20 protein-coding genes are annotated in these 24,774 nt (G+C 64.9%); 11 read left to right on the forward strand and 9 right to left on the reverse strand.

Features of this window, described 5'->3' with window-relative positions:
• Nucleotides 1–17 precede the first annotated feature (17 nt).
• Entirely contained in the window at nucleotides 18–623 is a 606-nt protein-coding gene (locus V6U71_RS18500) for a TetR/AcrR family transcriptional regulator (RefSeq protein ID WP_054589271.1), read from the reverse strand.
• A 218-nt stretch (nucleotides 624–841) separates the two neighbouring features.
• Between V6U71_RS18500 and V6U71_RS18505 the strand changes: the two genes are divergently transcribed.
• The gene (locus V6U71_RS18505) at nucleotides 842–1,966 is read left to right on the forward strand and encodes a phosphotransferase family protein (RefSeq protein WP_411339813.1); all 1,125 of its coding nucleotides are present in this window, start codon (nucleotides 842–844) and stop codon (nucleotides 1,964–1,966) included.
• On the forward strand, nucleotides 1,963–2,973 hold the full coding sequence (locus tag V6U71_RS18510; protein WP_411339814.1) for a DUF7065 domain-containing protein: 1,011 nt from the start codon (nucleotides 1,963–1,965) through the stop codon (nucleotides 2,971–2,973). The genes V6U71_RS18505 and V6U71_RS18510 overlap by 4 nt, the downstream gene beginning before the upstream one ends.
• On the opposite strand, the gene V6U71_RS18515 is transcribed toward V6U71_RS18510, so the two are convergent.
• From V6U71_RS18515 to V6U71_RS18525, 3 genes are read right to left on the reverse strand one after another with little or no spacing between them, the layout of a single operon-like run.
• Nucleotides 2,970–3,341, reverse strand: a complete 372-nt coding sequence (locus tag V6U71_RS18515; protein ID WP_411339815.1) for an EthD domain-containing protein — start codon at nucleotides 3,339–3,341, stop codon at nucleotides 2,970–2,972. The two genes, V6U71_RS18510 and V6U71_RS18515, sit on opposite strands and share 4 nt — an antisense overlap.
• Before the next feature lie 9 nt (nucleotides 3,342–3,350).
• On the reverse strand, nucleotides 3,351–4,607 hold the full coding sequence (locus V6U71_RS18520; RefSeq protein WP_411339816.1) for a cytochrome P450: 1,257 nt from the start codon (nucleotides 4,605–4,607) through the stop codon (nucleotides 3,351–3,353).
• Nucleotides 4,607–6,946 (reverse strand): TonB-dependent receptor, encoded by a 2,340-nt coding sequence (locus V6U71_RS18525; protein WP_411339817.1) that lies wholly within the window; start codon nucleotides 6,944–6,946, stop codon nucleotides 4,607–4,609. Before V6U71_RS18525 ends, V6U71_RS18520 begins: the two co-directional genes overlap by 1 nt.
• A gap of 175 nt (nucleotides 6,947–7,121) precedes the next feature.
• Here V6U71_RS18525 and V6U71_RS18530 point away from each other — a divergent pair, with 175 nt between their 5' ends.
• On the forward strand, nucleotides 7,122–9,287 hold the full coding sequence (locus tag V6U71_RS18530) for a molybdopterin-containing oxidoreductase family protein (RefSeq protein WP_411339818.1): 2,166 nt from the start codon (nucleotides 7,122–7,124) through the stop codon (nucleotides 9,285–9,287).
• On the opposite strand, the gene V6U71_RS18535 is transcribed toward V6U71_RS18530, so the two are convergent.
• On the reverse strand, nucleotides 9,288–9,887 hold the full coding sequence (locus V6U71_RS18535) for a TetR/AcrR family transcriptional regulator (protein WP_411339819.1): 600 nt from the start codon (nucleotides 9,885–9,887) through the stop codon (nucleotides 9,288–9,290).
• 82 nt (nucleotides 9,888–9,969) lie between these two features.
• Here V6U71_RS18535 and V6U71_RS18540 point away from each other — a divergent pair, with 82 nt between their 5' ends.
• Both V6U71_RS18540 and V6U71_RS18545 read left to right on the forward strand, forming a co-directional pair.
• Entirely contained in the window at nucleotides 9,970–11,712 is a 1,743-nt protein-coding gene (locus tag V6U71_RS18540) for an N-acyl-D-amino-acid deacylase family protein (RefSeq protein WP_411339820.1), read from the forward strand.
• Between the two features lie 8 nt (nucleotides 11,713–11,720).
• Nucleotides 11,721–12,506: an SDR family NAD(P)-dependent oxidoreductase gene (locus V6U71_RS18545; protein ID WP_411339821.1), complete on the forward strand. Its 786-nt coding sequence runs from the start codon at nucleotides 11,721–11,723 to the stop codon at nucleotides 12,504–12,506.
• Between the two features lie 10 nt (nucleotides 12,507–12,516).
• On the opposite strand, the gene V6U71_RS18550 is transcribed toward V6U71_RS18545, so the two are convergent.
• Nucleotides 12,517–13,125: a TetR family transcriptional regulator gene (locus tag V6U71_RS18550; protein WP_411339822.1), complete on the reverse strand. Its 609-nt coding sequence runs from the start codon at nucleotides 13,123–13,125 to the stop codon at nucleotides 12,517–12,519.
• Between the two features lie 133 nt (nucleotides 13,126–13,258).
• Between V6U71_RS18550 and V6U71_RS18555 the strand changes: the two genes are divergently transcribed.
• Together V6U71_RS18555 and V6U71_RS18560 are read left to right on the forward strand one after the other, a co-directional pair.
• Nucleotides 13,259–14,698, forward strand: a complete 1,440-nt coding sequence (locus tag V6U71_RS18555; RefSeq protein ID WP_411339823.1) for an aldehyde dehydrogenase family protein — start codon at nucleotides 13,259–13,261, stop codon at nucleotides 14,696–14,698.
• A 784-nt stretch (nucleotides 14,699–15,482) separates the two neighbouring features.
• Nucleotides 15,483–16,478 carry an MBL fold metallo-hydrolase gene (locus tag V6U71_RS18560; protein ID WP_411339824.1) on the forward strand — a complete coding sequence of 332 codons (996 nt, stop codon included), beginning with the start codon at nucleotides 15,483–15,485 and terminating at the stop codon, nucleotides 16,476–16,478.
• Between the two features lie 3 nt (nucleotides 16,479–16,481).
• Here V6U71_RS18560 and V6U71_RS18565 read toward each other — a convergent pair whose 3' ends face one another.
• The 3 genes from V6U71_RS18565 to V6U71_RS18575 form a co-directional block, all read right to left on the reverse strand.
• Complete coding sequence (locus tag V6U71_RS18565) at nucleotides 16,482–17,249, reverse strand: SGNH/GDSL hydrolase family protein (RefSeq protein WP_411339825.1); 768 nt, start codon at nucleotides 17,247–17,249, stop codon at nucleotides 16,482–16,484.
• A gap of 74 nt (nucleotides 17,250–17,323) precedes the next feature.
• A complete protein-coding gene (locus tag V6U71_RS18570; RefSeq protein WP_411339826.1) occupies nucleotides 17,324–18,250 on the reverse strand; it encodes a sugar phosphate isomerase/epimerase family protein in 927 nt (308 codons plus the stop codon).
• A gap of 156 nt (nucleotides 18,251–18,406) precedes the next feature.
• Nucleotides 18,407–19,420, reverse strand: a complete 1,014-nt coding sequence (locus tag V6U71_RS18575; RefSeq protein WP_411339827.1) for a LacI family DNA-binding transcriptional regulator — start codon at nucleotides 19,418–19,420, stop codon at nucleotides 18,407–18,409.
• 223 nt (nucleotides 19,421–19,643) lie between these two features.
• Between V6U71_RS18575 and V6U71_RS18580 the strand changes: the two genes are divergently transcribed.
• The 4 genes from V6U71_RS18580 to V6U71_RS18595 are packed head-to-tail and all read left to right on the forward strand — an operon-like array spanning nucleotide 19,644 to nucleotide 24,726.
• Entirely contained in the window at nucleotides 19,644–21,080 is a 1,437-nt protein-coding gene (locus tag V6U71_RS18580; protein WP_411339828.1) for an MFS transporter, read from the forward strand.
• Between the two features lie 26 nt (nucleotides 21,081–21,106).
• Entirely contained in the window at nucleotides 21,107–22,336 is a 1,230-nt protein-coding gene (locus tag V6U71_RS18585) for a Gfo/Idh/MocA family protein (RefSeq protein ID WP_411339829.1), read from the forward strand.
• A 3-nt stretch (nucleotides 22,337–22,339) separates the two neighbouring features.
• The gene (locus V6U71_RS18590; protein ID WP_411339830.1) at nucleotides 22,340–24,043 is read left to right on the forward strand and encodes a GMC family oxidoreductase; all 1,704 of its coding nucleotides are present in this window, start codon (nucleotides 22,340–22,342) and stop codon (nucleotides 24,041–24,043) included.
• Nucleotides 24,040–24,726 (forward strand): gluconate 2-dehydrogenase subunit 3 family protein, encoded by a 687-nt coding sequence (locus tag V6U71_RS18595; protein ID WP_411339831.1) that lies wholly within the window; start codon nucleotides 24,040–24,042, stop codon nucleotides 24,724–24,726. The genes V6U71_RS18590 and V6U71_RS18595 overlap by 4 nt, the downstream gene beginning before the upstream one ends.
• Nucleotides 24,727–24,774: the final 48 nt, after the last annotated feature.

Genomic DNA, 24,774 nt, shown 5'->3' on the forward strand with positions numbered 1-24,774 from the left:
AGATGACTATTTTTATCCTATCGCGCGTCTCGTGCGGCAAGATTGGCGCAAAACCGCCGGTGCCGCTCCTTCATGCGTTCGATCGCGGCCAGGATCATCGGGCGCGACTGGTTCACGCTATGCTCGATGATCAGGCCGCGGACGCTGGCGATCAGCAGCCAGCCATGCGGGACGAGCGCCTCGGCATCGGTGAAGCCCGCCTCGCTCGCGAGGTTGATGAACTCGTCGTGGATTTCCTGCTCGACCCGGCTCGTGATCGGCTGCAATCCGGCCAGCAGTTCGCCATCCCAGCGCGCGGCAAGCAGGATATCGGTCAGCGCCAGCCCTTCGGGCTGCGAATGGGTTTCCCATGAAATCCGCGCATAATCGGACAATCGCTCGAAGGGGTCCTCGATCGCCTCGGCCATGACGCGCGCCGAATCCATTACGCGCCGCATCGCGCGCTCCGCCGTCGCCACCATCAGCGCCACCCGATTGGGGAATTGGTGCAGAACCGATCCGCGGCTGAGACCGGCCTCGACCATGACATGCTCGATCGTCGTTGCCGTAAAACCCGCGCGCACGATACATTTGATCGTCGCGTCGAGGATCTTCTCGCGCGTATCGATTCCGCGTTTCGTCAAGCGTCTTGCCCGCCCGGAAACGGGAGCAGAGATGACTTCGGTCATCCGGTCATTTGACCGCATGGGACTGAAAGGTCAAATCCCGTGCCCCCTCTTCGGACGGCCTGAGCCTCGTCCGCCGGAAGCGTGGCGATATGCCACGACGACTAAATTTGACAAAATTTATTTTTCGTCGCATTTTTCAAAAGAGGCCACGGACGAGGGCTTGGGAGATGCCGATGGATAACGACAATGCGCTGGAAGCGAGCCGCGCGATTACGGGCGCGACTCAGCAGGGCGAGGATGACGAAATCGGGTTGCGACTGGAGAATTTCCTGCAACGGCAAACGGGTCTCGGCGGCAAGATAACGGCGATCCGGCTCGACGATGGACGACGCTCGGCAGGGGCGTCGAGCGGGACGATCCTGTTCGATGCCGTCGTCGATACCGGTACCGGTACGCAGGTCCGCAGACTCGTGTTTCGCTATGATCTGGGCGGCGCCTTCTTCAGTCAATATTCGCTGCCGCCGCAGTTCGAGATCATGCAAGCGCTGTACGCGCGAGGGCTTCCCGTCCCCAGGCCGCTCTGGCTCGATGCCGGAGGCGAGGTAAACGGCAAGCCCGGTCTGTTCATGGAACGGATCGAGGGCATCGCCCCCAGCACGATGCCCTTCAACGAAGGTCCCTATATGGCGGTTGGCGCAGCAGACCGGCACAGGATGCTGCTCGAAGCCGCGCGAACGCTTGCGGCGGTGCACGCGACGTCATCGGCAGGTCTCGCCGACGATCATTTTGCCCGGCGCGGCGGCGATGGCCACTATCTCGATCGCGAGATCGGCTGGACCCTCGTCGAACTGCGGCGGACGATCCCGCCTGCCGCACCCGGCGCGAAGGCCGATTTCTACCGCGATATCCGCGACACGCTGGAGAAGGTCGCCGACTGGCTGACCGCGCAGGCGCCGCGTCACCGCGTCCCCGAACTCGCGCACGGCGATGCGAATATCTCGAATTTCATGTATGACGACGCCGGCCAGGTCGTCGCCTTGCTCGACTGGGAGCTGGCGCATCACGGTGTCGGCGAGGCCGATCTGGCGTATCAGATCGCCGGGATCGCGCATTTCGCGCTGCTTGCGCCGCCGGTCGCCGGCATTCCGGCCCCCGACGAGATGATGGCCTCCTACGCGCAAGCGCGCGGCAAGCTCGAAGATTGGGACTTCGCGCAGGTGCTCGGCGAGTGGCGCCTCGCGGTCTTCGCCTCGATGGGGATGAGCCGGTTGCCGCCCGAGCTCGAGGATGTCGAGCGGACCTATTGGGCTGCTTCGCGCAAGCGCCTCGCGGCACTGGTGCCGGGGATCGGCGCATGATCGCGGCCGAGGATATCGTCATCCTGCCGGTCGAGGACGAATGGCCGCACCCCCCCGAACCCGACGCGCATTGGCAGGAAAGCGTCGTGCTCTGCTTTCAGGATATCGAACAGGGCCTCGGCGGTTTCATCCGCATCGGCCATCACCCGAACCTCGGGACCGGCAATTGCACCTTCGGCGTCGTGGCGCCGGGGATCGGCTACAACCGTTCGCGGATCGACGTGCAGATGCGCGAGGGCGACCGCTTTGCGAACGGCTTCGCGATCGACGGCTTCCTGACCGCGACGTTCGATAGCATGACCAACCGCTGGGTCGCCGAAGATGCCGATTGCGCTCTCGACCTCCATGTCGAAAATCTCCACCCGCATTACGACGCCTGGGCGCTCTCGGGCCTCACCGGCGGCTTCCGCGAGAAATTTGCCGCGATGCATACCGAGGTCGCCGGGCGCGTACGCGGAACGATGCGGATCGGCGAGCGGACCTGGACCGTCGACGGCTTCGGCCATCGCGACCATAGCTGGGGGGTGCGCAAACACGACGATCCCGAAGCGGCGCTCGCGACCTTCTTCTGGCTCGTCGGTTCGTTCGGCCCCGACCTCATTTTCAGCATGAGCGAGTCGATCACCTTTGCGGGCAAACGCAACCGCACCGGCTTCGTGATCCAGGGCGGCGAAATCGCGCGGCCGCTGACGCAGGATGCCAGCTTCGGCGTGACGCTCGACGGCATGACGATGCGCGACGCGCGTGTGACCTTCGACGCTGGAACGCTCGGTACACACACGGTCGAGCTCGAAGGGCTAGGCAATGTCCTGCTCGGGATGGGCGGACGCTATCTCGAGGTCGGTATGCCGGCGCGCGGGCACTGGAACGGCCGTACCGGCGGGGTGCATCTCAGCACCATGTTCAACGCACGCGGCGGCACGGGCGCGCCGCCGATGCTGTTCGGCACCGCACCGACGAACGGCCTCTACTCCACTCGGGCCTTTCAGGAGGTACGAAAGCCCTAGCCGCCGACGACAATGTGCGAGCGCGTGAAGAAGATCGGCGAACGGGCAAGGTCGATGAAACGCTGCTCGTCCTCGAACAGTTCGCGATTGGCGGCGCGCCGCGCCGGATCGCTCCCGCCGCCGAGCAGATCGGCTTCGCTGTTCCAGCCGAGTTCGGCGATGCCGTCGAAGGCTCCGTCGGTCCGGCGCCCCTTGAGCAACGCCCCGAGGACCGGATCGTCCAGCCGGTGGTGCTGGCGATAGAGCGCGAGCCCGATCGCCGGCGCGTGGCGGGCGACGAGCGGCGCGTGCGTTTCCAGCCAATAGGTCTGGAATTCATCGAGGCTGAGCGACGGCAGCCGGTGCAGGCAGAACAGCATCCGGATCATCGGAGCCCCTTATCGCGCCTTGTATGCGATCGGCAGACGCTTGAGCCCGCTGACGAAATTCGAGGCAACCCACGCCGGGTCGCCCGCAAGTTCGATCGCATCGACACGCGCCAGCAGTTCTTCGAAGAAGATGCGGATTTCCATCTTGGCGAGATGCTGGCCGAGGCAGAGATGCGGGCCATAGCCGAAACCGAGGTGCCGGTTCGGCGGCCGCGACAGGTCGAAGCGGAACGGGTCGGGAAAAGCGTCGGCGTCGCGATTGGCCGACGGATAGCACATCATCAGATGGTCGCCCGCCCGGATCGTCTTCCCGCGCAACGCGTAATCTTCCACCGCGGTGCGGAAGAAATGCTTCACCGGGGTGACCCAGCGCACCATTTCGTCGACGCCGCCCGCGGCAAGGATCGCAGGATCGGCCCGCAGCCGTGCCATTTCGCCCGAATTCTGAAGCAGCGCGAGCAGCCCGCCCGCGATCGTCGAACTGGTCGTGTCGTGCCCCGCGGTCGCGATGATGATGTAATAGGACATTAGTTCGAGCGTGCCGATCGGCTGCCCGTCGACTTCGGCGGTCGATAGCAGGGTGGCGATGTCGTCCGACGGATCGCGGCGCCGCGCTTCGGTCAGTTCGGCGAAATAGTCGGTAAAGCCCTTGATCGTGGTCGCGAGGTCGGGTTTTGGCCCCTTGCGGATATCGGGATCGTCGGGGCCGAAGATGTCGCGCGTCAGCACGAGCATCCGCGCCTCGTCCTCGGCGGGCACCCCCAGGATGCGCATGATCACCCGCAGCGGATACCAGACCGCGACGTCGTCGACGAATTCGCAGCTCCCGCCGCGCTCGACCATCTGGCCGACGAAATGCCGTGCCAGCGCGCGTAAATCCTCTTCGAGCGCCTTCAGCCGCCCCGGCATGAACCACGCCTGCGTCAGCTTGCGGTGCACCATATGGTCGCGGCCGTCCATATGGACGATGTCGCGCAGCATCAGCGCGCTGCCGCCGGTGAGCTTGCGCACCTGTTCCTCGACCGACACCGGCCGCAGCATCATCCGCGGCGCGTTGAGGAATTGCGCCGCATGACGCTCGACCTCCTGAATGTCGGCGAATCTGGTGACGCTCCAGAAGGGGCGATAATCGGCGGGCTCGGTCCAGTGCACCGGGTCTTCGGCGCGCAGGCGCGCGAAGAGCCGGTCATAGGCATCCGGGTCGGCGTAGGTCGCGGGTGCGACGATCGCGTCGTCGTCGGTCGGCGGCGGCGCGATCGTGGCCATCAGAAGTTGAACCCGACGCGCACGCCATAGGTCGCCGGCGGCGCTGCGCGCGCGTTGCGCACGAGGCCGCTGATCGGCAGGCCGCTGTCGAAATATTTCTCATCGGTGATGTTCGCCGCGAACAGCGAGATCAGCCAGCGGTCGTCCGGCGCGGTGTAGGTCAGGCTGGCATCGACCAGTTGCATGCCGCGTGCCGTCGCACCGCCTGTGCCGGTCAGATTCTCGGCATCGAAATAATAGCCGTCGTTATGCGAGGCATCGACCGACAATTTGAGTTCGCCATCGCCGATCGGATATTTGACATCGGCGCCGAGCGAGATCGCGAACTTTGGCGCGCCCGCGAGCCGGTTGCCCTTGATGAAGAGCACCCCCGCCCCGCCCGCCGACTGGACGTCGCGGTCGTAGCTGGTGTCGAGCAGCAACCCGTTCGAGCGCAGCGTGAACATCGGCGACACCTGCCAGAGTAGGTCATATTGCGCGCCGGTGATCTTGGCGCCGGTTCCGTTGACCAGAATATTCGATCCGCTTGCCGAGTCGGTATAGGCGATATGGATATTGCCATAGTCGTAGCGGAACGCGCCGAGATTGAGCCGTGCGTCGGGCGACAGGCGGATCTTCGCCCCGCCCTCGAACGAGGTGATCGTCTCGGGCGTGACACCCGGGCTCAGAAGGTTGGTGTTCGAGAGCGTCGCGCCCTTGAAACCGGTCGAAACGCCCGCATAGAGCAGCAGGTCGCCGGTGTCGTACTGGATGCGGCCGGTATAGGTGAATTTCGACCCTTTCAGCACCTGCCGCCCCTGGTTCGGCGTGCCGAAAACGTTGCGCGGGTCGGTCAGCGAGATGAAGTCGTTGCTGATATATTTCTCGTCGGTATAGCGCCCGCCCGCCGTGATGCTGAGCCGGTCGGTGATCGGCACCGTGATCTGGCCGTAGCCGGCGATCGACTTGTTCTGCCAGCGGTTGTCGGCGGTCAGCGCCGACAGCGGCGGCAGGTCGCCGGTGAGCAGCACATCGCCCGCGGCGTCGAGATAGAGCACGCCCGCGATCCATTCGACCGGCGAGCCGACCGACGCGATCTGGAATTCCTGCTGCCAGGTCCGCGACGGGAAATCGCCGGTGAAGCCGACCGACCCGCCCTCGAAACCGGCGGGGTAGCTGTCCGGATCGGCAAAGAGCACCTCGGTCGCGGACAGCGATTTGGCGGTCTGATAAGCGGTCAGCGAGCTCAGTTCGACCGAACCGAGGTCGAGTGTCGCCTTCGCCGAATAGGTTTCCGTATTGAGCTGCACGAACGATCCGGCCGGCCCCGGACGCAGGACGCCGCGGGTCGATCCGTTCGCCTCATTGTCATAGGTCGCACCATGCTTGGTGCTGAAACGCAGGTTCGCGGCTGCGGCCATCGCGTCGGCAGGGGAGACGCCGAAGCTTTGCAGCAGCCCGGCGTAATAGAGCTGCGACCCGTTGAGGCCGGTGCCGCCGACGTCGATATCGAGCCCGACCGCCTGATAGCCCTGCCCCGACCGGTCGTCGGATTCGAAATGCTGCGCACGCAGGACCAGATTGAACCGTTCGGACGGCTGGAAGACCAGAACCGCGCCGATCGACTTGGAATCGCGGTCATAGAAATCGTCGTTGGTGGCGCCGGCGCCCGGCGCGTTCAAATTCCTGATATAGCCGTCGCGCTTGCGGATCGATCCGTTGACCGAGAAAGCGAACATGTCGCCGAGCCCGCCCGAGATGATCGCCGACGCCTCGCGATTGTCGTAATTCCCATATCCCGCCCGGAAGCGGCCCGAGATCGGGTCGCCCGGCCGCGGCGTCTTCGTCGTCACGACGATCGCGCCGCCGGTCGCGTTACGGCCATAGAGTGCGCCCTGCGGCCCTTCGAGCACCTGCACCTGTTCGACATTGTCGAGGTCGAAGGCGGCGCTGGTGAGCGTCGAGATATAGACCCCGTCGACATAGGTCGCGACGCTCGCCGCCTGCCCCGCGCCGGTGACGGTCGATCCGACGCCGCGGATGAAGGGCGTGACATTGCTCGCCTGATTCTGGACGGTCAGCGACGGGGTCAGCTTGGGCAGATCCTGCAACGTCGAAACATTGCGCGCTTCGAGCACTTCGGGCTCGACCGCGGTCACCACGACCGGAACCTTCTGCAGGTTTTCGGACCGGCGCTGCGCGGTCACGACGATATCGACCAGCCCTCCGCTCTCCGCAGCCGTGCTGTCGTCCGCGGCGGGCGCCGGGGCCGGAGCCGGAGCTGGAGCCGCTTGGGCCCATACGGGCGAAACGCTCATGGTGGCGATGGCAACACCGGCCATCAGAACAGCCTTACGCATCTTCGTCTCCCTCCAGACCGTGGAGCTTTTGCTCCATCTTTCTGCTTGCCAGCCCGCGCCACAGTAGCGCATATCCCCGACACGACAAAAATAGATATTCGTCGTATTTTATTCTGTCAACCGGGATTTTAAACGCTCATTTAACAAGCGATTCCGCGGATTTTCGACGAAGTGGATGGAGGGTGAATTGGCGAACGGCGCCGCGATTCGAACCGAGACGACCAGCTTCTGCCGCCTGTGCGAGGCCTTTTGCGGCACCGTAATCGCGGTCGAGGACGGCCGCCCCGTCAAGCTCTCTCCCGACCGCGACAACCCGCACACGCAGGGGCATATCTGCGTCAAAGGGGCCGCGATCGTCGACATCGCGAACGACCCCGACCGCGTGCTGCGGCCGCTGAAACGCATCGGCGGTCCCGGCGAGTTCGCCCCGGTTTCGTGGGATGAAGCGCTGGACGATATCGCCGCGCGGCTGAAGGCGATCATCGACGTCGACGGCCCCGAAGCGGTCGCGACCTATTTCGGCAACCCCGGCGCCTTTTCGACCGACACTTTCATGTCGAGCCAATGGTTCCTGCAGCGGATCGGCAGCACCAAATTCTATGCTGCAGGGTCGCAGGACAGCACGTCGCGCCATCTGGCGAGCTGGATCCTCTATGGCGTCGCCTTTCGCAACGCGATCCCCGATCTGCCCAATTGCGACTTCCTCGTCATAACCGGTGCCAATCCGCTGGTTTCGCACGGCGGCCTGCTGACCGCACCGCGGATGCGCCACGATCTCGACGCCATTGCCGAACGCGGCCGGGTGATCGTGATCGACCCGCGCCGGACCGAAACCGCCAAAAGATATGAGCATATCGCGATTCAGCCCGACGCCGACGCCTGGCTGCATGCCGCGATGCTCAAGGTGATGATCGACACGGACGTCGTCGACGAAAGCTTCCTCGCCGCCCACTGCTCGGGCTGGCCCGAATTGCGCGCGGCGGTCGGCGGCATCGACCTCGACCAGGCCGCGATGGCGACGGGCATCGCGCGCGACAACATCGAACAACTGGCGCGCGATTTCGCCGCCGCCCCGCGCGCCGCGATGTACGGCCGCGTCGGCCTTTGCCGCGGCCGTTTTTCGACGATCGCCAATCTGCTGCTCGACGTGATCAACATCGCCGGCGGCAAGTTCGGCAAGGTCGGCGGATCGACCTTTGGTGCCTTTCCGCTCGCCGAAGGGGCCGAACCGCTGTCGGGTTATGGCGAACATCGCACCCGCATCGGCAAGCTGCCAGTGGTCGCGGGTCTGATGCCCGCCGCCGCGCTTCCCGACGACATATTGGAACCCGGCGAGGGCCGGGTCCGCGCCATGATGGTCATCGCCGGCAATCCCGTCCTGTCGGCGCCGGGGGGCGAGCGGCTCGAAAGGGCACTCGAGTCGCTCGCCCTCCTTTTTTCGGTCGATCTGTACGTGACCGAAACCAACCGCTTCGCGCACTATATCCTTCCCGCGGCCACCTTCCTCGAAAAGGACGATATTCCGTTGATCGGGCTGTCGCACATGGTGCGCCCCTATATCCAGTACGCCCGCGCCGCGGTGCCGCCGATGGGCGAGGCGCGCGAGGAAAAGGCGATTTTCGACGACCTCGTCGCGCGCATGGGGCTCGGCTCGATCGCGCCGACGCCGGGCCTGCGCTGGCTCGAACGGCAGGGCCTGTCGATCACCCCGCTCACCCTCGTCGAGCTCGCGCTGCGCCATGGCCCGCTCGGCAAACGCCGCGGCAAGGCGGCGCTGAGTTTCGCCAAGCTCGCCGGGATGCCGCACGGGACGATGCTCGACCTCCCGCTGACCTACGACGGCTGGGCCGACCACATCGCCACCGACGACCGGAGGATCCGTCTATGGCATCCGATCATCGCCGACGAGTTCGCCCGCTTCGCCGCCGAGCATTCGTCGCCCGCCGGCGACGGGACGCTGAAGCTGTTCAGCCAGCGAAAGCTCAAGTCGATGAACAGCTGGATGCACAACCCCGAAAAGCTGGCCCGTTCGCAGGGCCCGACCCTGCTCGTCCATCCCGCAGATGCGGCGCGGCACGGGCTCAGCGACGGCGGCGAGGCGCGGGTGGCGAACGAACATGGTTCGGTCGAGGTCGCGGTCGAGATCAGCGAAGATGTCGTCGAAGGCGCGGTCTGCTATCCGCACGGATGGGGCCATAACGGCGGCTGGCGTCACGCGAACACCCTGCCCGGCGCGAACATCAACCTGCTGCTCGGGCTGGGCCCGGCGGCGGTCGAGCTCGTTTCGGGCACGACCTTTATCGACGGCATTCCGGTGACGGTCACCCCGGTCGCGGCCTGATCAGCGCGACATCACCGCCGGCGCCAGAAAGTTGCGAACCAGCGCGTCCATGCCGGCGCGGTCGTCGAGATCCTCGGCCGGGCGCTGAAGCAGCGCGCGATAGACGAAGCTCAGCCACCATTCGATCCGCTCGGCGGCAATATCGGTGCGCACGCGCCCCGTTGCCGCGATCCGCTCGATCACCGGCGCCCAATAATCGTGCATCATCCGTTCGATGACCTGCGAATGCTCGGCGAGTTCGTTGACATAGCCCATCGACCCCTCCTCGAAGAGCCCTTCGAAGATCGGCATCGCGCGCGCCGCATCGACCAGCGCGAGCACCGCCGCCGACAGCAGCGCCTCGCCCTCGAGATCGTTCGGGATATTCTCCTTCGCCCGCTCGTTGACCAGCGCCCCCTCGCGCAGCAGCACCGCGGTCGCGAGTTGCTGCTTGTTCGGGAAATAATTGTAGATCGTCTGGCGCGTGATCCCCGAGCCCTTCGCCACCGCCTCCATCCGCAGCCGCTTGTATCCGACCTTCGCGATCACCTGATTCGCGGCGTCCAATATGCGGGCCTGTGTCCGGCGCGCGACCTCGGTTTCGAGTTCCGTATCGATCATAATCCGCAGAAAATCCCAAAATTTGACGAAAATGAATTTTTGTCGCATTATTCCCGGATAACGACATACCGGGAGATTTGTCATGTACGGATTCGACCTCGTCATCAAGAACGGGACGATCATCGACGGCACGCGCTTTCCGCGCTTCAGGTCCGACATCGGGGTCAAGGACGGCAAGATCGTGCGGATCGGACATATCGCCGATCCCGGCGCGGCACGCGTCGTCGATGCCGAAGGGCTGGTCGTCGCGCCCGGCCATATCGACACCCACACCCATTATGACGCGCAGATTTTCTGGGACCCGACCTGCTCGAACGCGGGCGAGAACGGCATCACCACCGTCGTCACCGGCAATTGCGGCTTCGGTTTCGCGCCCGTCCATGTGCACGACCGCGAACGTGCGATGCTGATGATGGAAACGACCGAGCAGGTGCCGGCGATCCAGATGCAGACCGCCCTCCCCTGGTCGTGGGAGACCTTTCCCGAACTCGTCGAAGCGATGCGGCGGACGCCCAAGGCGGTGAACCTCACCATGTTCCTGCCGCTCAACGCCGTGATGTTCTATGTGATGGGCGAGGAGGCGAAGCACCGCCGCCCGACCACGGCCGAGATCGACCGGATCAAGGGCCTGATCCACGAAGCGATGGATGCCGGCGCCTGCGGCCTGTCGCTGAGCTTCATGGGGCATGAGAATAATCATGTCGATGTCGACGGATCGCCGATGCCGACCGACATCATGCACCCCGACGATGCCGCCGCAATGGCCGCCGCGCTCAAGGAACGGCAGGAGGGGATCATCCAGGTGATCTCGCAGATCGGTCCGGTCGGCGACCGCTCGATCAGCGAGAAACTGGCGCGCGAGACGGGCCGCCCGATCCTTCACAACGTCTTCTCGGTCAGCGAATATACGCCCGACCTCCACCGGCAGAGCATGGCATGGCTCGACGCGATGAACGAAGAGGAGGGGGTCGAGATGTACGCCGCGACGGTCATCTGCCGGGCGTGGAACGAAACCGAGCTGTTCAACTCGCCGGGCTGCTCGCTCGACGCGCTCGACGTCTATCGCGAACTGACCTTCTGCAAGGATCCTGCCGACAAGCGCGCGAAACTACTCGATCCCGAATTCCGCCGCCGTTTCAACGAAAGCTATGACCCGGTGATGTTCGAGGCGACCGCGGGCGGCCTCGCCGATTACACCGTGATCGGCATGGGCACCGGTTCGAACGATGCCAAAAACTATCTCGGCAAGACGCTGGGCGAGATCGCCGCGGCCGAAGGCAAGAGCGAAGTCGACGCCTTCATCGACACCGCGCTCGAAAGCGACCTCCGGATCGAGCTCAAGACGCCGGGAATCGCAATCGACCCCGCGAAAGTCGCCGATCTGCTGTCGAACGGCCGCGTCCTCGCCGGCGCGTCGGACGGCGGTGCGCACACCAAGAATTTCAGCGGCGGCCAGTGGACCACCGACCTGATCCTGTGGCTCGTCCGCGACAACGACTTCCTCTCGCTCGAGGAGATGCACTACCGCCTCTCCTACCAGCCCGCGCGCGCCATGGGCATCAAGGACCGCGGCGCGCTGATCGAGGGTATGGCGGCCGACATCCTCGTCTATGATCTTGGCGAACTTTATTTCGATCAGGACCGGTTCGACGTCGTCCACGACCAGCCCGGTGGCGACTGGCGGCGCAAAGCGCGCGCCGGGGGATATCGCCAGATCTTCGTGAACGGCGAGCAGACTTTCGAGCGCGACCGCCCGGTAGGCGCGACACCCGGCGTCTATCTGGGCGACAGCGCGCCGCGCCCGCAGATCGCCCGCGCCGCCTGATCGCGCCCGTGCTCACGGACAAGGTCATCCTCGTCGTCGGCGGCTCGACGGGCATCGGACGCGCGACCGCAATCGCCTGCGGACAGGCGGGCGCGACCGTCGTCGTCGGCGCCCGCGACCGCGCGAAGGCAGAAGCAGTCGCCGGCGAAGCCGCGCGTGCCGGCGCACCGCGCACGCTGGGACTCCCCGTCGATGTGCGCTCGTCCGCAGCGGTCGACGCCTTCGTCTCGGCCGCCGCGGACAGCTTCGGCCGCCTCGACGGTGCGGTGAACAACGCCGGAGTCGAGGGGCAGCTGGCCCCGATGCATCGACTGACCGATGCCGATTATGCCGAGATCATGGACGTCAACGCGCGCGGCGTCTTTTTTGCGATGCGCGCCGAGATCGCGGCGATGGGCGAGAGCGGCGGCGCCATCGTCAATATCGGATCGGTGGGATCGTTCACCGGGCTCGTCGGCCAGTCGGTTTATGCCGCGTCGAAGCACGCGGTCTGGGCGCTCACCCGCTCGGCGGCGGTGGAGAATGCCGGACGCGGCATCCGCATCAACATGGTTGCGCCGGCCGGCACCGAAACGCCGATGCTCCACCGCGTCCTGCAGGGCAATGAGGAAGCGATGCGCGGCGCAGCGAAGATGCATCCCATCGGCCGTTTCGGCACGCCGGAGGAAAGCGCCGCGGCGATCGTCTGGCTGCTCTCCGAGGCCGCCTCTTTCGTTTGCGGCCAGTCGATCGGCGTCGACGGCGGTTATTCGGCGACGCTCGGTTTCAACCCGCAGGCTGCGCTCGCCAGCTAGGGTCAGGACTCTAGCGCATGAGCATGCCGCCGACGACCAGACCGGTGACCGTCGCGGTATAGCGTTCGACGAGATCATGTTCGAGCGAGCCGTCGCCGAGGATGGTGCGCCGCGACTGCACCGAGGAGAAGAGATGAGCGCACGCGCCATCGATCGCGAAACTGACGAGATTGGCGTCGACGGGGCGGAATTCTCCGCGCGCGACGCCGTCGGCGATGATCGCGCGACGCGCCTCGATCACCGGCTGGACGAAGCTCGCACCGACTTTCGCCGAGGCTTCGGGCGACGCCTCGCGGAGCAGCTTCTGGAGCAGGCGGTTGAGATAAGGCCGCTCGAAATAGGCTTCGATCAATCCCTTGACGTGGATTTCCATCTTCGCCGTCGGCGAGATATCGGCCGCGAGCAAGCGTTCGAGATGCCCCGAAGCGCGCCGCGCGTCACCCTCGATGATCGCGATCATCAGCCCCTCGCGATTGCCGAAATAATAGCTGACGAGCGCGACATTGGTCCCCGCGCGTTCCGATATGTCGGCGATGGATACCTCAAGCAATCCGCGTTCTATCATCAGGCTGCGCGCCGCCTCGACGATGCGCTGCGCGGTCGCCGGCTGGTCGGTCATATCCTCGGCCATCGTGCCCCGTCGCCCCTCCGATTGCGTCGCCGCGCCTTCCTTGACGCGATTTAAATGTTCATTTAATCGAGGTTTAAATACTCATTTAATCCGAGTCAATCGGATCGCAGGAGAGGCTCCCATGAATTTCGAAACCGGCTATTCGATGCTCGTCGATGGCGTGCTGGTCACCAGCGACGCGCAGATCGAAGTGATCAACCCCGCGACCGGACAGGTCTTCGCCGCCGCGCCCGATTGCTCGGCGGAGCAGCTCGATATGGCGGTGAGCGCCGCACAGCGCGCGTTCAGGACATGGCGCGCGGTACCGATCGCAGAACGGCAGGCGTGCCTGCTCAAGGCGGCCGACATTCTCGCCGCCAACGCCGAGCAGCTCGCGCGCCTGTTCACGCGCGAACAGGGACGCCCGACCGACGGCGCGCTGTCGGAAGTCGGCATCGCGGTGGCGTGGCTGCGCGCCTATGCGGCGATGACACCGCCGACCCATGTGATCGACAAGGGCGACGGACAGCGGATCGAGACGAGCTATGTTCCGCTCGGCGTCGTTTGCGCGATTTCGCCGTGGAATTTCCCGATCAATCTTTCGATCTGGAAGATCGCCCCCGCGCTCGCCGCGGGCAACACGATCGTCCTCAAACCATCGCCCTTCACCCCGCTCTGCATGCTCAAGATCGGCGAGCTTCTGAAAGACGTGTTTCCGGCGGGTGTGCTCAACATCGTCTCGGGCGCCGACGCGCTCGGCCCGCTGATGACCGCGCACCCCGGCTTCGCGAAAATCTCGTTCACCGGCTCGACCGCGACCGGCAAGCGCGTGATGGAAAGCGCAGCGAAGGATCTGAAGCGCCTGACGCTCGAACTCGGCGGCAACGACGCCGCGATCGTCATGCCCGACGTCGACCTCGACGATGTGGCGCAGAAGATTTTCTTCGGCGCCTTCTTCAACAGCGCGCAAATCTGCGTGGCGACCAAGCGGCTCTATGTCCACGACAGCATCTATGACGCCCTGCGCGACCGGCTCGCGGCGATTGCGCAGGCGGTCAAGCTCGGCGACGGAAGCGAACAGGGCACCGTCCTCGGCCCGCTGCAGAACCGCCGCCAGTTCGACCGGGTGACCGCGCTGATCGACGATGCCCGAACCGCCGGCCTCACGCTCGTCGAAGGGCCCGCCGGCCCCGATACCGGCGGCTATTTCATCCCCGTCACGATCATCGACAACCCGCCCGAGGATGCCGCGGTGGTGCAGGAAGAAGCCTTTGGCCCCGTCCTGCCGATGATGCGCTTTCGCGAACTCGACGAGGTCATCGACCGGGCGAATGCCAGCGAATATGGCCTTGCCGGCGCCGTCTGGTCGAAAGACGTCGATCAGGCCGTCGCAATCGCGCGCCGGCTCGAAACCGGCACGGTGTGGATCAACCAGAATCTGATGCTCCGCCCCGACACCCCCTTCGCAGGACACAAGCAGAGCGGCTTCGGGGTCGAAAACGGCATGGAAGGCATGCTCGAATATATGGTGCCGCAGAGCATCTACATTCCGTTGCCATCGTTACCAGTCGATAGCCAATAAGGCCACACGCGCCGATCCTTGTCGCGAATCGAGCAGGGGACAATGTGAAGGCAACGGGCTTTATAGCCCGGCCTGCCTCAAGCGTTGCCGGCACAAGTTTTGATTTTGCTGTAAAACTGGAGCCGGCGAAGGGATTCCAACCCTCCACCCAATCTCCGGCTTTCTATAGTCGGAGACTATTTGGAGGCACCGCCCTTGGTAAGGCTTTGTCTCCAGCAGAAGGCAACCATGCCAGCGGCAAACTAACAGCAACTGCCTTGGAACAAGAGGGATTGGATGTTCATCCTTGGCGCCACGCCGTAACACATTGGAAGACGCCTAAGTCACCCGTCGAACTTGGTCAGCGGAGGGTCGAGCCCATCGATATTACGATGCCGCGCACCTCAACATCGTCAAGGTGATCGGACTGGCAGGGCTTCGAGACTGTAGCGAGATCTCGCGCTACTCCTGGGCATCCTCATCCGCTCGACCGCATCGCCGAGTTCGGCGATTTTGCCCGGATCCGACAGGCGCAAACGGCAGTTCGAAAGTCGATCATGGACCTCCCCATTCGGCGCTCAAGACGCCCCTCTGCCATCCTTCTGGCGGTTCATCCGGGTGTCCGGAACATAACCGGCTTTGCCCATCGGCACGGTTGCTTTGCCATCTGTTCGCGGAAGGCTGCCGACAGCGGAGAACCACGATCCGCTTATTGTACCGATGAGAAAAAACGATATGCGGAGCGGGTGGCAAAATTTGCGCAAAGAGCTTCTCTCGAAGGGGCGTCGGGCAGCAGGCTCACTTGATGCGGCGGCGTCTGAAACCCGTCCTTATTGTTCTCTTCACTCTGATCGTCGGCGCAGGCGGCTGGATCGCCTGGCAGCTTCGAAGCCCTCCGGCACCACCGGCGTCGCAGCAACTACCTATTTCGCTGTCCCCGTCGCCTGCTCTGCACGCGCAGTTTTTTGGTGCCACCACCCTGCTCCTGCGCGATCGCGACCATGCGGTAATGATCGACGCCTTGCTCTCACGCCCGGGCATGCGCGATGTCCTGTTCGGCGCCATCGGCCCTGACGCTGCACGGGTCGATAGCGTGCTGACGCGCGGCAAGGTCGACAAGATCGACCTGCTTTTCATCACCCACTCCCATTACGATCACAGCCTCGACGCCGCGGCGATCGCACGGCGTACCGGCGCGATCGTCATCGGGTCAGCCTCAACGCAGCAGATCGCGCTCGGCAGCGGCGTCGCGGCAGACCGTACACGGCTGGTTGCGGGCGGCGAACGTTTCGACGCCGGCGGCTTCCGTGTCACCGCCTTCCGATCGCTCCATTCACCCGGCGACCGCATTCCCGGCGTGATCACCGGCCCGATCCGCCCGCCCGCGAAGGCGCAGGATTACAAGAATGGCGGAACCTACGCCTATCTGGTCGAGCATGGGGGACTGCGCATTCTGGTCCATGCCAGCGCCAATTATGTGCCGGACATGTATCGCGGCGTGAAGGCCGACGTCGTCTTCCTCGCAATCGGCGGACTGGGCGGTCAGCCAGCGGATTTCGTGGAACGCTATTGGCGCGAGACGGTCGGCGCGACGGGCGCAAGGCTGGTCATCCCGACGCATTGGGATAATTTCCTGCGCCCGCTCGACGGCCCGTTCGTCCCGCTCCCGCGGCTGATGGACGATGTTCCCACCGCGATCGCCAGGATCGAGCCGCTCGCAAAGCGTGGCGGCGTGACGATCCGCACTATGCCGCCGGTCGCGCCGGTCGACATCGCCGCGGCGCTTCCCGCCCGGCGCTGATGGCTATTTTCCTGTCATGACCGCCTTCCGCGCGAGCGATACCATCACCCGGTAGCCCGCATGATTGGGGTGGATACCGTCGAAGGTGAGCGCGGGCTGTAGGGCGCCGTCGGGCATCGTCAGCGAACTATGATAGTCGAGATATTCGACCTTCTCGGCCTTGGCATAAGCTTTCAGCCACGCGTTCAATTCGGCAACCCTGGGCGCTGGCTGCAGCTCGGGCTTCCACGCGAAACGCGCCGCCGGCGGGATCGAGGCCAGGATCACGTCGATGCCGTTCGCCTTGGCGAGCGTGACCATCGCGCGAATATTATTCTTATAATCCTCGGGTGCATTCGGCCCGCTATTGCCGGCGATATCGTTGGTCCCCGCCAGGATGTGCACAAGCTCCGGCTTCAGCACGACCACATCGGCCTGAAAGCGCAGCAACATCTGCGGCGTCGTCTGCCCGCTGATCCCGCGGTTTACGATACCGCTGCTGAAGAAACCCGGGTCGTCCAATCCCCAATTCTGGGTGATCGAATCGCCCATGAAGACAACGCGCCGTTCGGACGCCGGCAGCGCGAGCAGCCGCGCATTGTCGGCGCGATACCGGCAAAGATCGGCCCAATCATTTTTGCGCGCGTCGAGATTGGCCTGGCGATAGGCGGCAAGTTCGGGTGGCGGCGGCGGTATCGTCGCGGTCTGCACAAGGCCCGATATCACCCCGATATAAGCCTTCACGGCCTCGGGTATTTGCGGCGTCAGTCCCTCGCAGGGGCTCGCGACCATCCCGGCCGGCGGCGTTTGTCCAGCAGCTGCAGGAATGCCGCCCAGGATTGCGGCGACAACAAGCGCGCGCCGCATCATGCGACGACGCCTGAGAGATAGGTGAAATTGTCGCGCAGCGAATCCAGTACGGCTCGTACATATGGCGCTTCCTGCTCGACGAAGAAGCGATCGACGCCGGCGGCGCGCGCCGCAGCGAGCAGCTTCGGCCAATCGGTGACACCGCGCCCGATCTCGGCGGGATCCATCTGGAGCAGAACATTCGGCTTGTTCGTCGCCGCGACATCCTTGACGTGCAAAGCGCTGACCCGGCCCGTATGGCGCCGGATGAAGTCGGCAGGGTCTACCCCCGCCGCCACCGCCCAGCCGCAATCGAGCTGGAACGACACCAGCGAGGGATCGGTATTCGCGACGAGAAAGTCCATCGCCGTCCCCTCGCCGAGCGGGATAAACTCGTTGCTATGGTTGTGAAAACCGAAGCGAAGACCGCGCGCTTTCAGCTTTGCGCCCTTGTCGTTCATATAGTCGGCCGTCCAGCGCCAGTCGGCCTCGGTCATCCGCGCGGTGACGCCGCTCACCATCTTGCGGACGTCTTCACCCGGATCGAGCTTCATCGGCAGGTGCGGCGGGGTGACGAAGAGCGGCATGATGACGGTGTCAAAGCCCAGAATGCGTGCTTCGGCCGCTAGAATATCGAGATCGTCGTCGAGCGTGCGCGGTGCGGGCCGAAAGGATTTGGCGGGGACATGCGCGCTCGTGCAGCGCAGCCCGACGCGGTCGAGCGCAGCGCGCAATTCCTGTGGCGTCTTCCCCGCATAGCCCGCGAGTTCGACGGTGCGATATCCGATTCTCGCGATTGCGGAGAGCGTACCGTCGAGATCCTCGCCCAGTTCCTTGGCAACCGAATAAAGCTGGACGCCGATCGGCGGGTCACCCGGCGCAAAGAACCGGCTTGGTCGCCCGGGGGCGCACGCTGCCGCAAGCGCGGCAAGCCCGCCCGCCAATATCGTTCGGCGCCCAAGTTGATGCTCGCGCCCAAGAGGCCCGGAATGCTGCACACTCATATGTCTCTCCCTATCGTCCTTATCGCCTTCTTTTGGCGGAATTATATGTAATCCATTACATTTTTTTTCGATATCATCCGCTGCGAAGCGCCTTTCCTATCGGCGCTGCGTGGCAGGCCCGGTGCTCCCGCGCACGACCAGATCGTGCGGCAGCGTGATCCAGGGACGTTCGCCCGCGCTGCCGTTCAGAACCGCCAGCAGAAGCTCGACCGCTTCCATCCCGATCCGCTTCATCGGCTGCCTGATCGTCGTCAGCGGGGGGCTCTGGAACCGTGCATAACGCACGTCGTCGAAGCCGACGATCGAGACGTCGTCGGGGCAAACGATCCCGCGGTCGCGGCAGGTCGCAAGCGCGCCGATCGCGACCTCGTCGCTGAAACAGAAGAGCGCGGTCGGGGGCGTGTCGGTGTCGAAAACCGCAGCCGCAAGCGCGACGCCGGACTCGAGGGTATAGTCGCCATGCGCGACGACCAACTGATCGGCGACACCCGCCATGGCTGCGGCACGGCGAGCGCCTTCGAGCCGCTCGCGCGTCAAATGGCTGCTGTCGGGGCCGGCCAGCAGCGCGATCCGGCGATGCCCCATCGAGAGCAGAAGATTGATCGCATCGGCCGCGGCGCGCGCATTGTCGATATGGACGCTCGCCACGCCAAGCGCCGGCGAAAAATCACATGCATTGACCACGGGCGCCGAAAAACCCTTTTGCTGGATCAGCTTGCCGAGCTTTCCTGGCACGCGGTGGCCGAGAAAGATGAGCCCGTCGGCTTCCTTGCGGAGCAGCATGTCGGCATATTGCGCCTCGCGATCCGCGTCGTCGCGGGTATCGCCGAGCAGCAGCGAATAGCCCGCCGCCTGCGCCGCATCCTCGGCGCCGCGTATCACTTCGGCGAAGAAGGGGTTCGAGACGTCGGGGACCATCACGACGATCTTACGCGTCCGCAGTGTGCGCAAGCTTTTGGCCGCGAAATTTGGGACATAGCCGAGCACGTCGATCGCATCCTGGACGCGGCGACGCGTCTCGGGCTGGACGAGGTCGGGCTCGCTGAGCGCGCGCGATACGGTCGCCGTCGAGACCCCCGCACGTTCCGCCACCATCTTGATCGTCGCCACCTATTACCTCCCAAATCGCGGTCCCGCCGGTTTGCCCGCAAGAATATTCTTTGGCCAGAGCGATCCAAGCGAATGCCTGTCAAAGCCCCACTCTGAACCGATCGGCAAAGACTCGCTTCCGTCCGGCACATCGCGCGGCAGCAAATACCATTGCCCTGACACGCGCCTATGTTAACGATTACATCAAGCAGCCGTCAAGCAAGACGAATCGAAGGTGGAGAGGATGGAAGACACTCACAGCGACAACCGTCGCTTGTTCGCAGGCGCCTGCGCCGCGATCTGCGCGCTCGCCTTCAGTTTCGCAGCGCTCAGCGGCATCATGTATCAATTGAAGGGCGCATTTCTCCTCGACAATGGCCAGATCGGGCTGATCGGCGGCGCTGGCCTGTGGGGCATGGCGGTGTCGCAGATCGGCTTCTCTTCGCTCTGCGATGCGTTCGGCATGCGCAACCTGATGCGCCTCGCCGCGCTCGGCCATATCGCGGGCGTTGCACTGATCGTATCGGCGAGCGGCTTCACCGGCCTCTTCGTCGGCGCGCTTGTCCTTGCGATCGCGAACGGCATGGTCGAGGCGGTGTGCAATCCGCTCATCGCGACGCTCTATAAAGAGCGCAAGGCGGCAATGCTCAACCGGCTGCACCTCTGGTTCCCCGGCGGCATCGTGATCAGCGGGCTGATCCTGTGGACGATGGCGGGGCTCGACTGGCGCTGGATGATGGCGATCGTCGTACCGCCCACCCTGCTCTACACATGGCTCTTCACCGGCCCGCGCTTTCCCGCGACCGAAGCGGCCGAGGCGGGTGCGCGGCTGGGCGATGCATTTCGCGCGGTCGGAACCACGCCGATCTTCTGGCTGTTCCTTGGCCTGATGGCGATCACGATGAGCCTCGAGCTCGGTCCGAACCGCTGGATCCCTGCGGTGCTCGAGGCCGGCGGGATGCACGGCATCCTCGTCCTCGTGCTGATCAACGGGGTGATGGCGATTGCGCGCGGCAATGCGCATACGATCCTCGACCGCGTCTCGCCCGTCGTGCTGCTCTGCGTGTCGGCCGCGACCGCAGGGCTCGGACTGCTCTGGCTGAGCTACGCGAGCGGCTTGGCGCAGACGATCGCCGCCGCGCTCGTCTTTGCGATCGGCATCTCGATGGTATGGCCGACGATGATGGGCTTCGTCGCCGAACGCACGCCAAAGACCGGCGCGCTCGGGCTCGGGCTGATGGCGGCGGCGGGATCGCTCGCAGTCGGGCTGGTCACGACCCCGCTACTCGGTACGATCGCCGACCGGCACCTGCCGCAGGCGATCGAGGCAGCCCCGGCGCGCGCGCTGACCGAGCAGGTCGTGTCGGCGCCCGCCGCCGATCCAAAACTGCGCGCCGAAGCGCAGGCGATCCTTGCCGCGCCGCAGCTCCCCGAAGCGACCGGCGACTTCCTCCGCCGCGTGGCGGCTGACCAAACCAATGGCCCGGCCGCCAGGGCGGCGGCCGAGTTGCTCCACCCCGCCGAGAACCGCAGCGGGCTCCTCGCCTTCCGCTACCTCGTTCCTTTCGCGCTGCTCGTCAGCCTGATCTTCGCGCTCGTCGCGTTGCGTGACCGCCGTACCGGCGGATATGCTGCTGCGGTCGAGCGCGCCCGTTTCCAGCAAGGTGCTCCCGAACAATGACAACTCCTCCGCCTCCCCCGCCTTCTTTGCGCATCGGCTTTATCGGGTCGGGATTCATTGCCCGCTTCCATCTCAAAAGCTTCGACAATATACGCAATGCCGCGATCAGCGGCGTGTATAGCCCGACGCCCGCAAAGCGCGCCGCCTTTGCCGATACCGCGAACGACATGGAGCTTGGCCCCTGCACCGCGCACGCCACCCTCGAGGCGCTTCTGACCGCGCCCGACGTCGACGCCATCTGGCTGCTCGCGCCGAACGACACCCGGCTGGAGACGATGCGCGCGATTCACGCCGCGGTGAAGTCGGGCCGCTCGAATGTCCGTGCAATCGCCTGCGAAAAGCCGCTCGGCCGCAACCTCGCCGAAGCGCGCGAGATGCTGCGGCTCGTCAAGGACGCCGGGCTGTCGCACGGCTATCTCGAAAATCAGGTCTTCGCCGCCGCGGTAGAGCGCGGCAAGGACGTCATCTGGCGCCGCGCGGTCCCCGCCGCCGGCCGCCCCTATCTGGCGCGCGCGGCCGAAGAACATTCGGGGCCGCACGAGGCCTGGTTCTGGCAGGGCGACCGTCAGGGCGGCGGGGTGATGTCCGACATGATGTGCCATTCGGTAGAGGTCGGCCGCTTCCTCCTCACCCGCCCCGGCGCGCCGCGATCGAGCCTGAAGGTCAAAAGCGTGCAGGGATCGATCGGCTATCTGAAATGGAGCCGCGCGCAGCATGCTGCGAAGCTGCGCAGCGAATATGGCGCAAGCGTCGATCTGCTCCGCCATCCGGTCGAGGATTTCGCCCGCGCGACGATCACGCTCGAAGACGAAGACGGCGCGCCGCTGGTGATCGAGGCGAGCACGAGCTGGGCCTATGTCGGCGCGGGGCTGCGCATCGACCTGTCCTTGCTCGGCAGCGAGTATGCGATGGAATTTTCGTCGCTCAATCCGGCGCTCAAGGTCTTCCTAAGCCGCCAGATCCAGGGCGGCGGAGGCGAGGATCTGGTCGAGAAGCAAAATGCCGAACAGGGGCTGATGCCGATTGTCGAGGATGAGGCAGGCACCTATGGCTACACCGCCGAAAACCGCCACATGGTCGAATGTTTCCGCCACGGCCGCACGCCGATCGAAACCTTCGAGGACGGCGTCGAGGTCGTCCGGATGGTGATGGGCCTCTATCTCTCGGCCGAAACCGGGCGGACAGTCGATCTCGATAGCGCCGATCTGGAATCTTACGTGCCCGGTCCGGCGCGCCTGCCGATGGCGGCGGAATAAATCATGGCCGCGGAGCCCTTCGACGTGCTGATTGTGGGCTCGGGTGCCGGGGGCGGCATGGCGGCCTATGAACTGACGCGGCGCGGACTGAAAGTGCTGATGCTCGAGGCAGGCCGCAATTACGATCCGCTCACCGAAACGCCGATGTTCAACCTGCCGTCGGAAGCCCCGCTGCGCGGTGAGCCGACACCGGATAAGCAATTCGGCTATTATGACGCGACGATCGACGGCGGCTGGGACATTCCCGGAGAGCCTTATACCGTCGCCGAAGGGTCCGAGCCATTCAAATGGTGGCGCCCGCGTATGCTCGGCGGCCGCACCAACCATTGGGGTCGCATCTCGCTGCGCTTCGGCCCCTATGATTTCAAGCCCTACAGCCGCGATGGGCTCGGCTTCGATTGGCCGGTCGATTATGAAGAGATCGCGCTCTGGTACGACAAGGTCGAGCGGCTGATAGGGGTGTGCGGCGGACCGCCGCAGGGGCTGGAGAATATTCCGGACTCGCCCGCAGGCTGCCTGCAGCCTGCGCCGCCGCCGAAGCTGCACGAACTGCTCGTGTCGCGCGCCTACGCCAGCATGGGCATCCCGAGCGCGCCGGTGCACGCCGCGATCCTGACGCAGCAACTCGGTGACCGTCCGCCATGTTTTTACGCAACCTCGTGCATCCGCGGCTGCTCGATCCGCGCCAATTTCCAGAGCACCACGGTGCTTCTGCCCCCCGCGCTGGCGACGGGCAATCTGACCGTCCGGACAGATGCGATGGTCTATCAGGTCGATCTCGACAAATCGGGCAAGGCGACCGGCGTCAGCTTCATCGACCGCAAGACCGGCGAGCACCACAGCGCCCGCGCCAGGGCGGTCATACTATCGGCGGGCGCGGGCGAAACCGCGCGCATCCTGCTCAACTCAAAATCCTCCCAGTTCGCCGACGGGCTCGGCAATGATGAGGGCCTCGTCGGCCGCTATCTGATGGACAGCGTCGGCACCCGCATCACGGCGCACATCCCCGCGCTCGAGGATATGCCCGTCACCAACGACGACGGCATGAGCGTCATGCACACCTATATCCCCTGGTGGGGGCACGGCATGCAGGCGCGAAAGGAACTCGACTTTCCGCGCGGCTATCATGTCGAGATGCAAGGCGGTCGGATGATGCCGTCGATGGCGCTGGTCGACTGGCTCGATGACGGACAAGGACTGAACGGTCCCGAACTGCGCGCGATGATGCGCCGGCGTTATGGTGGCACGATACGCATGGGCTCGCGCGGCGAGATGATCCCGAATGACGACTGCTATTCCGACCTCGACCCGCAGGTGAAGGACAAATGGGGCATCCCGGTGCTCCGCTTCCACTGGAAATGGGGCGAGGCCGAGACCCGGCAGGCGGCGCACGCGATCACCACCTTCCTCGAGGTCATCGACCGCATGGGCGGCAAACCGATCGGCCCCGTCGAACGCGACGGCAGGAAGGCGATCTCTAAGGGCGGTGAGATCATCCACGAGGTTGGCACCGCGCGGATGGGCAGCAGCGCGAAAGACTCGGTTGTCGACGGCTATGGCCGCAGCTGGGCGGTCCGCAACCTGTTCGTCGCCGACGGGGCGGTGATGGTGTCAAGTCCCGACAAGAACCCGACGCTGTCGATCCTGGCGCTAAGCTGGCGTACCGCCTCGCACATCGCCGATCTGGCCGAAAGGGACGAGTTGTGACCGCGGCGAACGACGATCCCGTCAAGGGCCCGATGCTCGACCGCCGCGCGGCGCTGGTATGGACCGGGGCGCTCGCTGCCGCCCTCGGCACGGCGCACTATTACGGCATCCACTTCGGCGCGGCCGATGGCCCGATCGTGCCGGGCTATGGCCGCGATCCCGACATGAACAATCCGGTCGTGCCCTGGCCGCGGTTGATGACCGAAAGCCAGCTCGCGGCGACGCGCGCGATCGTCGACTTCATCCTGCCGCGCGAAGGCGCAGTTCCTGCGGCGAGCCAAGTCGGCGTGCACGAACTGATCGACGAGTGGGTGAGCGCCCCCTACCCCGAACAAAGCACCGACAAGGCGCTGATCTTCGACGGCCTTACCCGGCTCGACCTGATGGCGCGGCGCAGCGGTAGGGCGAAGGATTTCGCGGGCGCGAGCAAGGCCGTGCAGGCAGACGTGCTCCGCACGGTCGCCGATCCCGCGAGCAAGCTTGCGACCGCGACCTTCTGGAAGCGGCTCCGGCGGCTCGTCATCGGTGGCTATTACACCACCGAGGCCGGGTTCGCCGACATTGGTTACATCGGCAACGTTGCACTCAAGGAATATCCTGCCCCGACCCCTGAAATGCGGGCAGCGATGGAACGCGTTTTTCAACAATTGGGACTTGTCGACCGGACCAGATCGGGCGGCTGAATAGGGGGCGCGAGCCCTCATTTTGGGAGGTTAAAAAAATGAAGATTT

The organism is Sphingopyxis sp. J-6 (assembly GCF_046603995.1).
GTDB lineage: Bacteria > Pseudomonadota > Alphaproteobacteria > Sphingomonadales > Sphingomonadaceae > Sphingopyxis.

Bases quoted from the DNA above. Each gene is read 5' to 3' on its own strand.
- V6U71_RS18515 (WP_411339815.1), bottom strand. From the start codon at position 3,341: ATGATCCGGATGCTGTTCTGCCTGCACCGGCTGCCGTCGCTCAGCCTC.
- V6U71_RS18550 (WP_411339822.1), bottom strand. From the start codon at position 13,125: ATGACCGACCAGCCGGCGACCGCGCAGCGCATCGTCGAGGCGGCGCGC.
- V6U71_RS18535 (WP_411339819.1), bottom strand. From the start codon at position 9,887: ATGATCGATACGGAACTCGAAACCGAGGTCGCGCGCCGGACACAGGCC.
- V6U71_RS18590 (WP_411339830.1), top strand. From the start codon at position 22,340: ATGGCCGCGGAGCCCTTCGACGTGCTGATTGTGGGCTCGGGTGCCGGG.
- V6U71_RS18560 (WP_411339824.1), top strand. From the start codon at position 15,483: ATGCGGCGGCGTCTGAAACCCGTCCTTATTGTTCTCTTCACTCTGATC.
- V6U71_RS18520 (WP_411339816.1), bottom strand. From the start codon at position 4,607: ATGGCCACGATCGCGCCGCCGCCGACCGACGACGACGCGATCGTCGCA.
- V6U71_RS18510 (WP_411339814.1), top strand. From the start codon at position 1,963: ATGATCGCGGCCGAGGATATCGTCATCCTGCCGGTCGAGGACGAATGG.
- V6U71_RS18540 (WP_411339820.1), top strand. From the start codon at position 9,970: ATGTACGGATTCGACCTCGTCATCAAGAACGGGACGATCATCGACGGC.
- V6U71_RS18565 (WP_411339825.1), bottom strand. From the start codon at position 17,249: ATGGTCGCGAGCCCCTGCGAGGGACTGACGCCGCAAATACCCGAGGCC.
- V6U71_RS18525 (WP_411339817.1), bottom strand. From the start codon at position 6,946: ATGCGTAAGGCTGTTCTGATGGCCGGTGTTGCCATCGCCACCATGAGC.
- V6U71_RS18555 (WP_411339823.1), top strand. From the start codon at position 13,259: ATGAATTTCGAAACCGGCTATTCGATGCTCGTCGATGGCGTGCTGGTC.
- V6U71_RS18530 (WP_411339818.1), top strand. From the start codon at position 7,122: ATGGAGGGTGAATTGGCGAACGGCGCCGCGATTCGAACCGAGACGACC.
- V6U71_RS18580 (WP_411339828.1), top strand. From the start codon at position 19,644: ATGGAAGACACTCACAGCGACAACCGTCGCTTGTTCGCAGGCGCCTGC.
- V6U71_RS18505 (WP_411339813.1), top strand. From the start codon at position 842: ATGGATAACGACAATGCGCTGGAAGCGAGCCGCGCGATTACGGGCGCG.